Origin of the sequence: Fontimonas thermophila (genome assembly GCF_900113085.1) — a bacterium.
GTDB classification, from domain to species: domain Bacteria; phylum Pseudomonadota; class Gammaproteobacteria; order Nevskiales; family Nevskiaceae; genus Solimonas; species Solimonas thermophila.
Window position 1 is genome coordinate 41,309 of record NZ_FOOC01000008.1, and the last position, 13,155, is coordinate 54,463.

Annotated in this window: 10 protein-coding genes; 5 read left to right on the forward strand and 5 right to left on the reverse strand. The window is 67.0% G+C overall.

Going from position 1 to position 13,155, the window contains the following annotated elements; translation table 11 throughout:
* Window positions 1-24 precede the first annotated feature (24 nt).
* The 5 genes from BMZ48_RS08835 to gshA are packed head-to-tail and all read right to left on the reverse strand — an operon-like array spanning window position 25 to window position 4,378.
* Window positions 25-600 carry a Gx transporter family protein gene (locus tag BMZ48_RS08835; RefSeq protein ID WP_091534025.1) on the reverse strand — a complete coding sequence of 192 codons (576 nt, stop codon included), beginning with the start codon at window positions 598-600 and terminating at the stop codon, window positions 25-27.
* Complete coding sequence (locus tag BMZ48_RS08840) at window positions 600-962, reverse strand: NusG domain II-containing protein (RefSeq protein WP_159431142.1); 363 nt, start codon at window positions 960-962, stop codon at window positions 600-602. The genes BMZ48_RS08835 and BMZ48_RS08840 overlap by 1 nt, the downstream gene beginning before the upstream one ends.
* Window positions 959-2,047, reverse strand: a complete 1,089-nt coding sequence (locus tag BMZ48_RS08845; RefSeq protein ID WP_091534030.1) for an FAD:protein FMN transferase — start codon at window positions 2,045-2,047, stop codon at window positions 959-961. The genes BMZ48_RS08840 and BMZ48_RS08845 overlap by 4 nt, the downstream gene beginning before the upstream one ends.
* 47 nt (window positions 2,048-2,094) lie before the next feature.
* Window positions 2,095-3,042 carry a glutathione synthase gene (gene gshB, locus BMZ48_RS08850; protein WP_091534033.1) on the reverse strand — a complete coding sequence of 316 codons (948 nt, stop codon included), beginning with the start codon at window positions 3,040-3,042 and terminating at the stop codon, window positions 2,095-2,097.
* A 19-nt stretch (window positions 3,043-3,061) separates the two neighbouring features.
* Window positions 3,062-4,378: a glutamate--cysteine ligase gene (gene gshA, locus BMZ48_RS08855; protein WP_091534036.1), complete on the reverse strand. Its 1,317-nt coding sequence runs from the start codon at window positions 4,376-4,378 to the stop codon at window positions 3,062-3,064.
* A 176-nt stretch (window positions 4,379-4,554) separates the two neighbouring features.
* On the opposite strand from gshA, the gene BMZ48_RS08860 reads away from it, so the two are divergent.
* The 5 genes from BMZ48_RS08860 to BMZ48_RS08880 are packed head-to-tail and all read left to right on the forward strand — an operon-like array spanning window position 4,555 to window position 13,015.
* Window positions 4,555-4,908 (forward strand): response regulator, encoded by a 354-nt coding sequence (locus BMZ48_RS08860; RefSeq protein WP_091534221.1) that lies wholly within the window; start codon window positions 4,555-4,557, stop codon window positions 4,906-4,908.
* A 37-nt stretch (window positions 4,909-4,945) separates the two neighbouring features.
* The gene (locus BMZ48_RS08865; protein ID WP_091534039.1) at window positions 4,946-5,494 is read left to right on the forward strand and encodes a chemotaxis protein CheW; all 549 of its coding nucleotides are present in this window, start codon (window positions 4,946-4,948) and stop codon (window positions 5,492-5,494) included.
* Entirely contained in the window at window positions 5,491-11,562 is a 6,072-nt protein-coding gene (locus BMZ48_RS08870) for a hybrid sensor histidine kinase/response regulator (protein ID WP_091534041.1), read from the forward strand. Before BMZ48_RS08865 ends, BMZ48_RS08870 begins: the two co-directional genes overlap by 4 nt.
* Window positions 11,559-12,020 carry a chemotaxis protein CheW gene (locus BMZ48_RS08875; RefSeq protein ID WP_091534043.1) on the forward strand — a complete coding sequence of 154 codons (462 nt, stop codon included), beginning with the start codon at window positions 11,559-11,561 and terminating at the stop codon, window positions 12,018-12,020. Before BMZ48_RS08870 ends, BMZ48_RS08875 begins: the two co-directional genes overlap by 4 nt.
* 38 nt (window positions 12,021-12,058) lie before the next feature.
* Window positions 12,059-13,015 (forward strand): cation diffusion facilitator family transporter, encoded by a 957-nt coding sequence (locus BMZ48_RS08880; protein ID WP_091534046.1) that lies wholly within the window; start codon window positions 12,059-12,061, stop codon window positions 13,013-13,015.
* The last annotated feature ends 140 nt before the right edge of the window (window positions 13,016-13,155 follow it).

The window sequence follows — 13,155 nt, forward strand, 5'->3', positions numbered from 1 at the left end:
AGTATCCGCCGCATCGCAGGAGAGTCAAGACGGGTGCGGCCCCGCTGATCGGGCGCCACGCTGCGGCCCGGCAGGAGGGAGGTGACGCAGGATCGCCACCGTCGCGGCGCCGGTGACGAGCCCGAAGACGAACGCAGCCGTCAGCAGGGGCGGCAGCAGGCGCAGCAGCCCCGGGTGCGGGATGAAGAAGCCGTAGGCCACGGCGAACTGCCCGCTCATGTGGGCCAGCGCCGAGAGAACCGACAGGCCCAGCGCCGACAGGCGCAGCGACGGTCGGGCGGCGTTCCAGAGACTCGCGAGTGCCAGCACGGTCAGGCTCGCAACGGCGCCGGCGGCGGACAGCCAGAAGCCGGGGGCCATGAAACTGCCGACGAGCAGGCTGCCGACGAGCACGCGCAGACCTGCGACCCACACCGCCAACCGCAACGAATGGCGCAGCAGTACGATCAGCGTGATCACGTTCGCGAGTCCCGGTTTGACGCCGGGCACGGGCGACGGCAAGCCGGCTTCCAGGACGTGGATTACGATGGCGAGCGCGGCAAAGCCGGCGACGAGCCGGTCTTCGCGGTCGGGTGTCAGTGCCGATGGCGGCGTTGGCATCAGAAGCTCACCGCGTCGACAGATGCCTCGGCATCGCCCAGAAGGCTGATACTGACCCGGTTGGGCAGGCAGGCTGCGGCATCGCCGCCATGCGACAGCCAGCCGCTGTGCACGCAGACTTTGTTGCGGCACGGGCTCGCGATGAAGCGCACGCGGCCATTTTCGATACGCAGCCGCGATGGGCCCAGGCGGCCCTCGACGAGGATGTCGCGGTTGCCATCGAGGGCGTAGCGGCCACTGGGCTGGCCGGCGATGCGTACCTCGAATTGCGTTGCCGCCATCGCCGGCTGCCAGAAATGTGCGTAGGTGGCGCCCACGGCCGCCGCTGCAAGGCCGATGGCGATGACATCTGCGCGTGTCACGGCACGGTTTTGATGTGCAGGCCGTCGATGAATGTCACGCGCGGTGCCAGCGCAGCAGTGATCTCGACGTCGCCCTCGGCTGTGACCACGAACGCCTGGTCGATGCCCAGGGCGCGGGCCACTTCGCGCCAGTGTTGGGGGCCGGCAACGAACAAGGCCGTACTCGCTGCATCGGCGAGCGCGCCGTTTTGTGTGACGACCGTGACGGCCTGCAGACCCTGCGCCGGTTGCCCGCTGTGCGGATCGAGCAGATGGTGGTAGCGGTGTCCATCGAACTCGAAATAACGCTCGTAGTCACCGCTGGTGATGATCGCCTCGTCACCCGTCGATTCCAGTGTTGCCAGCAGGCGGTGCCGGTCGTCGGGGCGCGGGTGACGGATGCCGATGCGCCAGGCACGGTTGCCGCGGCGGCCGCAGGTGCGCAGATTGCCGCCAGCATTGACGATGGCGTTCGCATAGCCTTCGCTGCGTAGATGGTCGATGGCGCGATCGACGGCATCGCCCTTGGCGATCGCGCCGAAATCGAGCCAAACACCCGGCGCGGGGCCATAGGCATGGCCGTCGGGCGGCAGCGGCGGTGCCTTGGCGAGTGCGGCGACGGCTTGATTGAGCGCGACCGGATCGGGCGGGGTGCTGCGGAACTGCGTCTCGTCGTGGAATCCCCAGAGTTCGACGAGGCGGCCGATGCGCACATCAAAACGGCCAGCGCTTGCACTGCTCAGTTCGGCGGCGCGCGCGAACAAGGGTTGCATCGTCGCGGGGATCGACACGCGCTCCTGCGCGAGCCGGGCATTGAGCGCGGCCAGCTCGCCGTCGCCCCAGGCCCGCCAGCGTCGTTCGTAGTCGGCGAGGAGCCCTTCGAGGCCGGTCAGCGCGCTTTCGGCGGCTGCACGGGACTGTCCCTCGTCGAGATACAGCGAAACCGAAACGAGCGTACCCATGGCCAGCCATTCGCGCACGACGAGGCGGTCGTCGTTGTCCGGCCGGGGCCGTAGCGCGAGCCAGGCGAACAGCAGGGCAAGACCCAGCCCGAGAATCAGGCGACGCAGAAAAAGGCGCAGATGGGGGGACTCGGGCAATCTCATGTCCAGTGACGGGGATCGCTATGCGGCGCGATGTTTTGTGACATTGGTTACTGCAACCGGTGCTCGATCGCGGCGATGACCGCGCCGCCGATGTCGAGGCCGCAGGCGGCGTCGAGTTCGCGCGCGCAGGTCGGCGAGGTGACGTTGATCTCGGTGAGGTAGTCGCCGATGACATCGAGCCCGACGAAGATCAGCCCGCGCTCACGCAGCGTGGGGCCCACCTGTTCGGCGATCCAGCGATCGCGTGCCGTCAGGGGTCGTGGTTCGCCCCGACCGCCGGCGGCGAGGTTGCCGCGCGTCTCGCCAGGCTGCGGAATGCGCGCCAGTGCATACGGCACCGGTTCGCCATCGATCATCAGGATGCGCTTGTCGCCGTGCACGATCTCGGGGATGTAGCGCTGGGCCATGATGTGGCGGCGGCCATGAGCGGTCAGCATCTCGATCACCGAACCCAGGTTCAGGCCGTCGCGCGGGATCCGGAAGATACCGGTGCCGCCCATGCCGTCGAGCGGTTTGTAGATGACGTCGCCGTGTTCGGCATGGAAGGCGCGCAGGATCTGCATGTCACGGGCGATCACCGTCGGCGCACAGCACTGGGCAAACCAGCTGATGAAGACTTTTTCATTGGCGTCGCGCAGTGCACGCGGGTGGTTGACGACGAGTGCCCCCTGTTCCTGCGCGCGTTCGAGGATATAGGTGGCAGTGATGTATTCCAGGTCGAACGGTGGATCCTTGCGCATCAGGATCGCATCGAATCCGCCGAGTGGCCGCTCTTCGGGCTTGCCCAGCGCAAACCAGCGTGTGCGATCGTCGAAGACCTCGATGGGATGCGCACGCCCCATTGCGACGCCATCGCGCAGCCATAAGTCCTGCATTTCCAGGTAGTGCAGTACCCAGCCGCGCTTCTGGGCGGCGAGCATCAGCGCCAGGGTCGTGTCCTTGTGGGGTTTGATCGTGGCGATGGGGTCCATCACCACGGCAAGTGTGCGCGTCATGGTCGGGATTGCAGAGGGCTCATGCCGCCTGTGGTGCTGACGGGGCCAGCGCGCGGGCGGCTTCGATCTCGCGTGCGGCGGCGAGCGCGGCGAGGCGTGCGACGACGCCGTAGGCGTAGAAACGGTTCGGGCGATCGTCGGGTCCGCAGGCCGGGTCGGGATGACTGCAGCAGTTGTCGAAGGCCAGCGGCTCGAAGCGCATCCCCGGCGCATTGAGGTTTTCCTGGTTGCCGCGCTGTGAGTTCAGACGGTAAAAGCCGCCGACCACGAACTGGTCGATCATGTACACGACCGGTTCGGCCGTCGCGCCGTCGGGTCCGAGTTTCTCGAAGGTATAGACGCCCTCCTGGATGATCGCGCCGGTGACTTCGCGACCCTCCTTGGCGCTGGACATATGGGTGCGCGTCCTTCGATTCATGTTGCGGATGTCGTCCACGCTGCGCGCCGTCATCACCGCCATGCCATAGGTGCCGGCATCGGATTTGACGATGACGAACGGCTGCTCCTGAATTCCATATTCCTTGTATTTGGCCGCGATGTCTTCGAGCAGCAGTGCGACGTTCGCTTCCAGGCATTCCTGGCCTTCGCGTCTCTGGAAATTGATCTGCCCGCAGTTGCGGAACAGTGGATCGACGAACCAGGGATCGATGCCAAGCAAGTGGCCGAACTCCTTGGCCACCTCGCGGTAGAAGCCGAAGTGGTTGGACTTCTGCCGCGCATGCCAACCCAGGCTGAGCGGAGGAATCACATCCTGCTTGAGTCCGCGCAGGATTTCCGGGATGCCCGCGGACAGATCGTTGTTGAGCAGGACTGCGCATGGATCGAAATCGCCGACGTGCACGCGATCGCCCGTGCGTTGCAGGGGTTCGAGGCGCAGGGTGCGGCCGGAAATCTCGAGCCGAAGATCGGTGGGGGCCTGCAAGTCCGGTAGCAGCGAGCCGACGCGCACGTGAAAGCCGGCCTTGCCGATCAAGTCCACGAGCGTGGCGACGTTTTCGAGATAGAACCTGTTGCGGGTATGGTTTTCCGGCACCAGCAGGATGCGCCGGGCCTTCGGACAGATGCGCTGGATCGCCGTCTGCAGGGCCTGCACGCACAAAGGTTCGAATGCGGGATTGAGGTTGTTGAATCCGCCGGGGAACAGATTGGTATCGACGGGCGCCAGCTTGAAGCCGGCGTTGCGCAGGTCCACCGAGCTGTAGAACGGGGGCGCCGTCTTCAGCCACTGTGTACGAAACCAGGCTTCGATGTCGGCCGAGCGCTGCAGCAGCAGCGATTCCAGCTTGAGCAGGGGGCCGGTTTGCGCGGTGGTCAGGCGGGGTACGGGGGTGTGCATGGAGGGTGTGTGCCGGGGGGCTATGCGTGATTTTCGAGCCTGCATGGTAGCGCAGCACGCGGTGCGGGGCGGTGTCGGCTGTGAAGAGCGGCCGCGACTGTGCTAAAACGCGTGCAGTTGGGGATTGCGGAAACGTCATGGAGGAGTGAGTGTCCACGCAGCCGATAGCCAAGGTGATGGTCATCGACGACAGCCAGACCATCCGGCGTACTGCCGAGACGCTGCTCGCGCGCGAAGGTTACGAGGTGATCACCGCCCAGGATGGCTTCGAGGCGCTGGCGAAGATCGCCGAGCAGGCACCCGACCTGATTTTCGTGGACATCATGATGCCGCGACTGGACGGTTACCAGGCCTGTGCGCTGATCAAGGGCAATCCGCGCTTTGCGCGCACGCCGGTGATCATGCTGTCGTCCAAGGACGGTCTGTTCGACCGCGCGCGCGGCCGTATCGTCGGCTCCGACGAATATCTGACCAAGCCGTTCACGAAAGACGAACTGCTCGGTGCGGTGCGCGCGCACATCAAGAAATAAGGCAGGCGGCACCAGGGTAACGGTAACGGGGAGAGCGATGAGCGCGGATTTGAGGGCCCTGCGTGGCGATCCTTTCGAGCAATTGCTGGCGCTCGAGGCCCGTCTGCGCGCGGCGCGCATGGACGCTGCCGCCGGCGAGGCACAGAGCTGGACGGGCCTGGGGTTCCGTCTCGGTCAGACCTGGCTGGTGGCCCCGCGCGACGACGTGCGTGAAGTGATCCCGCCGCCGTCGACCACGCGGGTGCCCAACGCGCGCGGCTGGATGCGTGGTCTGGCCAACGTTCGCGGCGAGCTGCTCGCGATCGTCGATCTGCCGGCGCTACTCGGATTGCCGCAGGCCGAGCATCAACGCATGCAGCGCGTGCTCGTGCTCAATTCCAGGCGCAACCCGGTCGGCATGCTGGTCGACGAAGTCGCCGGCTACCGTCAATTCACACCGGGAGAGCAGCGCGCCGAGATGGCCACACAGGCGGGGCCATTTACGCCCTTCCTGCTGGGCGCCTTTGTGCGCGAAGGCCAGCCTTGGCTCGTGTTTTCGCTGCACAAGCTGGTGCAGGATGAATCTTTCCGCTCGGCCGCGCTATGAATGCACGACTTCGTCCGCAGCTGATCGCAGGCATCCACTGGGTGCGCGGCGAACTCGAACAGAGCATCGCCCGCGCACGCACGCTGATCGACCATTACGCCGAGACGGGCACCGATCCATTGCAGTTGCAGCAAGCGTATGTCGAGCTGCATCAGGTCCGCGGCACTGCGGTGATGATCCAGTGCTACGGTCTTGCGATCGCCGCCGGCGAGATGGCGGCCGCTCTCCAGGACCTGAGCCAGAACCGCATTGCCGAGCCACAGCCGCTGTACTCGGCATTGCTCGGCGCGACGATCCAGCTCAGCGACTATGTGCAGGCACTCGCCGAGGGCACTACCGACTGCGTGCTGGTGCTGCAGCCGACGATCAACGAGCTGCGTCTGGCCCGCGGCCAGCCGGTGCTGACGGAAGCCGAATTGTTCGTCCTGCAGATGCAGGGTCTGGACAAGCGGCTGCCCGCGCCTGGCGCGCCGGTTGCCAGCGTTAGCGAAGGCATCCAGAGAGAGGCACGCCGGCTGCTGGCGACCTTCCAGGCTTCTCTGCTGGCCTGGATTCGCGGCGGGGCCGATGCCAAGACCGGCGCCGCGCGCGTCGGCAAGATCGCTGAACTGATCGCGCAGCAGGCCACCGATGCCGCGGTGCACCAGCTCTGGCGCATCGCCGCCGCGGCCATCGAGGCTTATCTCGGCCGCGGCATCCGCGATGCGCTGGAACTCATGCGCTTGTTCGGACGGCTGGGTGTGCAGCTCAAGCTGCTGGCCACGTCGGGTGAATCCGCGGCTGCTGCGCAGATGGGCGATCTGCCCCTGCAGCTGTTGTTCTTCGTGGGGCGTTCGACCAGCCGCGGCACGCGGGTACAGGCACTGCGCACGGCTTTCGATCTGGATCATCAGCTGCCCGACCCGGCGACGCTGGATCAGTTGCGCCGCCGCATCCATGGCCCCAATACCGCGCTGCTGGTCAAGGTGGCCGAGGAGATTCGTGCCGAATTCGCACGGGTCAAGGACCAGATCGATCTGATCGTACGCACCGGTAGCGGCGATGGTGCGGCGACCGTCGCCGGGCTCAAGCGGATCGCTGACACGCTGTCGGCCTTGGGGCTTGGCCGCCTGCACCAGGTCATCGTCAACCAGTCGCGGATGCTCGCCGGCGGCGAGGCGCAGGGGAGTATCGACGCATCGGTGTGGATGGATCTCGCGACCTCGATTCTGCGCGTCGAGAACGACCTCGAGGATGCCCTGTTCAGACAGATGCAGCATGCCGACGATCCGGCGGCGCTGGACATCTCCACCGACGTTCCCGCTTCGCGCGATCTCGCCGAGGGCCGCGAGGCGCTCTACCGTGAGTTCTTGGTCAACCTCGCGCGGGTGAAGACGGCCATCGATGCTTATCTCAAGAGCAGCGGAACGGCTGCGTTGCCCGATGCCGTGCTGCTGATCGACGAGATCGCCTCGGGTTTCGAGATGCTGTCGCAGGCGCGCGCGGCCGAGCTGATGCGGCGTCTGCGGCGGTTCGCTGCCGGGCGTTCGCTGGTTCGGCTGCGCGAGGATGCCGGGCGCGCCGAGCGCTTCGCCGATGCGGTCGCAGCCGTCGAGTACTACATCGAGTCGGTGCGTTCGGCGCTGCCGGGTGCCGATGCCATTCTCGACGATCTGACCCGCGCCCTCGACGCGCTCGAAGCGGGGCTGGAGGCCGGCGAACCCGAGACGGTGGCTCCCCCGCCAGCGGCGGTCTCCGAGCCAGCGCTGACTGCGACCGCATCGCCTGCCGCGGCGGCCGCCGGGGAGGATCCCGAAATCCGCGAGATCTTCCTCGAGGAGGCAGCCGAGGTGCAGGCCACGGCGCGCAATGCTTTTGCCGCCTGGAGCCGCGATCCGCAGAACCGCGACGCGTTGACCACCTTGCGCCGTGCCTTCCATACGCTCAAGGGCAGCGGTCGCACGGTCGGTGCGACCGAGATCGGCGAGTTTGGCTGGGCGATCGAGAACATGCTCAATAAATGTCTCGACGGTTCGGTGACGATCAGCCCCGGCATCGTCGAGACCGTGGGCCGTGCGCTGGCGCTGCTGCCCGCCCTCGTCGAGGCGTTCCGCACACACGCGCCGTCGCCCGCCGATGCGGCCAGTGTCGCCGAACATGCACGCGAATACGCCGCCGGGCGGACGCCGGGTGCCGAACCCGAAGCGGACATGGTGCAGGTGTTCCGCGACGACGCCAACGAAAAACTCGCCAGCGTGGCGGCGTGGCTCGACGAGCATACGCAAGAGGGTGAGGTCGCGCCGGATGCCGGTATCGTCCGTGCCTTCCACACGATACGCGGCGCGGCCCGCATCGTCGAAGCCTCGGCATTGAGCGAGCTCGCCGGGGCGCTGGAAACCTATCTGGATCATCTGGCCGAGGCGCGGCTGCGTTTTGATGCCGACAGCCTGCAATTGCTGCGCGAGAGCACCGCCACCCTGCGTGCATGGATTGCCGAGGTCGGTACTCCTGCGGTCGCACGGCAGGATGCTGCGCCCTGGCTGGCGCGCATCGAGACCTTGCGCAGCAGTGTGCTGCCGGAAGGCGCGGCCCAGGCCAGCGCCGAACGCGAGCTCCACGAGATTTTTGCCGGCGAGGCGTTCGACCTCGTCGCCAAGATCGAGGATCAGCTGCGCGGCTGGGCGCAGGCACCAGACAACGTACGGGCCGCTGCGGAGCTCAAGCTACTGAGCCACACCTTGCTCGGTGCCGCGCAGATGTCCGGATGTAGCGGCATCGCCGAAGTGGCGCGCGCGCTGCACCGCGCCTTCGACGGCGCGGCACAGCGTGCGCTGGTGCCCGAAGCGGAGGCATTTACGCAGCTGCTCGCGGTCTGTGAGGGGCTCTACCAATACCTCGACCGTTTCCGCGAGGGCCGTCTGCAGGGGGACGACGACGGCTGGGCAGCGCGTGTCGAGGCTCTGGACTGGGCGATGTCGCTGCCGGCATTCGCCGCGGCTGCACCTGCGGTAGCCGCCCCGCCGCCGCAATCCGAGTCCATCGAACTGACTTTCGATGCGCTGCAACTGGACGCGCCGCCCGCGGTATCGGCATCGACCGATCCGCTGCAGTCTGCCCCCGCTTTGGAGGCCGTCGTACCGCCGCCGCTCGCATCCGGTGATGCGGAACCGCTGCCGGAGCGGACGATCGGATTGGCCGAGGAGAGCATCGAGATTCCGCCGGTCGAGTCGCCGGAGATGGCGACCGACGGAGTCGATGCCGAGCTGCTCACGGTGTTCCTGACCGAGGCCGAGGAGTTGCTGGAGAGCCTGGATCAGAGCAGCGCGGCGCTGGAGCGCGATCCGCACAATCTTGCCCTGCTCGCCGAGATCAAGCGGTTGCTGCACACCTTCAAGGGCAGTGCCCGGGTCACCGGGTTGCGTACGATCGCCGAGGTTGCCCACCGGCTCGAAACCCTATTCGAAAACCTCGAGGCCGGCCGTGTGCCGCCGGGCACGCATTTCTTCGCACGTGTACAGAACGCGCTCGACGGTTTGCAACTGGCGCTCGATGACATCAAGCGTGGGGTCATTCCCGAGCCACTGGCATTGCTCGATGAGCTGGCGCTGCCGCTCGCCGCCGAACCGGCGGTGCCGGCCGCTGCACCGCCGGCGCCGCAGGCACGGCCAGAACCGGCGCGCGCGTTGCCGGAAGGTCTCGACCTTGAACTGGCCCAGACTTTCGCCGGCGAAGCCGAAGAATTGATGGACATCCTGGAGTCCGCACTGCAGCGCTGGCAGGCCCTGCCGGGTGATTTCACGCCCGCGCGCGACATGCTGCGCGCCCTGCATACCTACAAAGGGGGCGCGCGCATGGCCGGGCTCGTCGCGATGGGCGACGCCGCGCACGAACTGGAGTCGCTGATCGAGGGTCTGGAGTACGCCGGCGAGCTGGATGCCGGTGCCCTGCGCGTGGTGGCTGCGGCCGTGGCGGAGCTGCGCACGCTCACCGACCGGCTGCAGCGTGGCGAATACGACACCCTCGTCGATGCGGCTCACGAAGTGCAGGCCGACGAACGATCACCCGCGCCAGTGCTTACGTCCGTCACAGCCGGTGCAGATGCGCCAAGGCAGATCAGTCGCGCGCAGCCGGAGTCTGTGCCCGTGCCCGTCGAGCCTGCGTCACCGCCGGCCGGCGTCTGGGATCCCTTGCTGTTCTGGCGGCCCGAGCAGGAGGAAGAAGGGCTGGCTGCGCAGCGCCGCGAAACCGCGCGCGTGCCGGTCGAAGTCCTCGACCGCCTGCTCAACGAGGCGGGCGAGATTTCGATCTACCGTTCGCGTATCGAGGAGCACAACACCGCGATCCAGGCCCAGCTCGAAGACATGGCGCAGGCGATTCAGCGTGTGCGCGACCAGCTGCGTCAGCTCGACATCGAGACCGAGGCGCAGATCGCCGCCCGCGGTTTTCATCAAACCGAGGGAGCCGACCGTTACGCCGGCGAATTCGATCCGCTGGAGATGGATCGCTATACGCGTATGCAGGAGTTGTCGCGTGCGCTCTCGGAATCGATCGGCGACCTCGCCGCCGTGCACGCGTCGATCGACCAGCTCGCCAGCGAGCAGACGACGATCCTGTTGCAGCAGGGCCGTGTCAACACCGAGGTGCAGCAGGGCTTGATGCGTACGCTGATGGTGCCTTTCTCGCGCCAGGTGGCGCGCCTGCAGCGGGTCGTCCAGCAGACGGCGATGGAGCACGGCAAACGCGTCGACATCGTTTTCGATGGTGTCGAGGCCGAGCTCGACCGCAACGTGCTCGAGCGCATGACCGCTCCGCTGGAGCATCTGCTGCGCAACGCGGTGATACATGGGATCGAGCCGCCGGCACAGCGCGAGGCCGCCGGCAAGCCGGCGAACGGGCGGCTGACGTTACGGTTGTGGCGTGAGGGCAGTCAGTTGTTCATCGAGCTGGCCGACGATGGTCGCGGGCTCGACCTCGCCGCAATCCGCGAGACCGCGATCCGCCGCGGTTTGATGCCCGCCGATGCCGAGATCACGGACGACGAGGCAGCGCAGTTCATTTTCGTTCCTGGGTTCTCGACCGCACGGCAGCTCACCCAGGATGCCGGTCGCGGCGTCGGCATGGACGTCGTCGCCGCCGAGGTCAAGCAGCTCGGCGGCAATATCGAGCTGGCATCGGAAACCGGCAAGGGGGCGCGGTTCAAGCTGCGCCTGCCGCTGACCCTGGCGATGTCGCAGTCGCTGCTGGTCGGCGTCGGGCACGAACTGTATGCGGCACCGCTGGCGAGCATCGAGGGCATCACCCGCGTGCCGCGCGAGCGGCTCGACGCCTATCTCGCCGACGACGGACCGGAGCTCGAATACGCGGATCAGCACTATCGCGTGCACCATCTGGCGGATCTCGTCGGTCTGCCACGGGAGGGCAGCGGTGACGGCAGGACCGCCCATGCGCTGCTGGTGCGCATGCCCGAGAGTATCGGCGGCGAGATCAGGCGCGTTGCCGTCATCGTCGATCAGCTGATCGGCAGCCGACAGATCGTATCCAAGGCAGTCGGGCCGCAGATCAGCACGATTCCCGGCATCACCGGCGCGACCATTCTCGCCGACGGCCGCGTCGTGCTCATCCTCGACATCGCCACGCTGGTTCAGGACCGCACGCGTCGCGCCCTGCGGACCCAGGTGATGTCGGCGCAGGGGGAGCCACTCGCCGAGGCCCAGCGCACGCTGATCATGGTCGTCGACGACTCGATCACAATCCGCCGTGTCACCGAACGTCTGCTCGCCAAGCATGGCTACGCCGTGATCACGGCCAAGGACGGCCTCGATGCGATGGCGCAGCTGCAGACCGAGCGCCCGGATGCGATCCTGCTCGACATCGAGATGCCGCGCGCCGATGGTTTCGAGGTGGCGACCTTCGTGCGCAACAGCGCACCGATCGCACGCACGCCGATTCTGATGATCACCTCGCGTTCCGGCGACAAGCATCGCGAGCGCGCCGCCGCGATCGGCGTCGACCGTTACCTGATCAAGCCTTATCAGGAGGACCAGTTGCTCGGTGAACTGAGCGCCGTCCTTGAGGAGCGTCGGGCATGAACCGGGAGCAGGTGTACGCCGTGTTGATGGCGCTGCACGAGGACGTGTTGCTGTTGCCCAATGCTGCGGTCGCCGAGGTGCTGGCGCGCGATGCGCTGCAGCGTGGCGATCGCGGCCATGAATGGCTGCTCGGGCACTGCGAATGGAACAACCGGCGTGTGCCGGTGGTCCGCTTCGAGGTTCTCAACGGCGGTCGTGACGCCGGCGATCCGCGTCGCGAGCGGATTGTCGTGCTCAATTCCGTGGGCCGGCATCTGCCATCCGGACAGCTGGCCATCGTCACCCAGGGTTATCCCCACCTGGTCACGCTCAATCGCGCAGCCATGCAGCCGGTCGAGCTCGACGCTGCGGACCGCAGCGACCTCGTGCTCTCGCGCGTGCGCATCGCCAATCAGGTCGCGCTGATTCCCGATCTCGAAACGCTCGAAGCCGAGATCGCGCACGCCCAGCGGGCTTGATCCACGATTGCGCCGGTGCCGCGCAACGTTTCCCCGACATGAGCGTGCGCGACACATTCGGGACGGCGACGCCGGTGTTTTTCGCCGGAGTGTCGATCGCCGCCGCCATCACGACGATGCTGCTCAAGGCCCTGGCGTGGTGGCTGACCGGTTCGGTCGGTCTGCTGTCCGACGCGCTGGAAAGCCTGGTGAATGTGAGCGCGGCCGCGGTGGCCCTGTGGATGCTGCGCATCGCCGCGCGGCCGCCGGACGATGAACACGCCTACGGACACGGCAAGGCCGAATATTTCGCCAGCGGTTTCGAAGGCGCGATGATCGCCGTCGCGGCCGTCTCGATCATCTGGACGGCTGTGCCGCGCCTGCTCGATCCGCAGCCCTTGCAGCAAACCGGCATTGGGCTTGCCGTGTGTACCGTGGCTGCCCTGATCAATGCGGCGGTGGCGCGTGTGCTGCTCGCCGCTGGCCGCCGGCACCGGTCGCTTGCGCTCGAGGCCGATGCACGCCATCTGCTGACCGATGTCTGGACCTCGGCAGGCGTGATCGCCGGTGTGGCGCTGGTGGCAGTCACCGGTTGGCTCGTGCTCGATCCGCTGCTGGCGCTCGCGGTGGCGGCCAACATTCTGTGGACCGGTTGGCGGCTGCTGCGCGAATCAGCGGCCGGGCTGATGGATGCCGCCTGGCCGCACGCCGAGCGCGCGCAACTGGAGGCGATCCTTCAGCGCTGGCGCGCCGAGGGTGTGGATTTCCATGCCGTGCGCACACGGCGCGCCGGCGCCCGCCATTTCGTGTCGTTCCATGTGCTCGTCCCCGGAGCCTGGAGCGTGCAGCGCGCGCATGATTTGGTCGAACGCATCGAGGCTGCGATCGCCGACGAGCTTTCGCCGGTGAGCGTGTTGACCCACATCGAACCGATCGAAGATCCGGTCTCCCACGACGATGCGCATCTCGATCGCCCGGCGCCCGCCGGTGCTGCGTTCGACCGCACGCCACCGTGAATGGGGCGCTTTGCGCTTCAAAACGGCGCTCTTGCCGGGGCGTGTGCCGCCGATCGTGCAACGGTCATGAAAAAGGCCGCGGGCGCAAGCCCGCGGCCCGGCAAACGCCCGTATGCAGGCGTTATCCCTCCCTCGCAGCT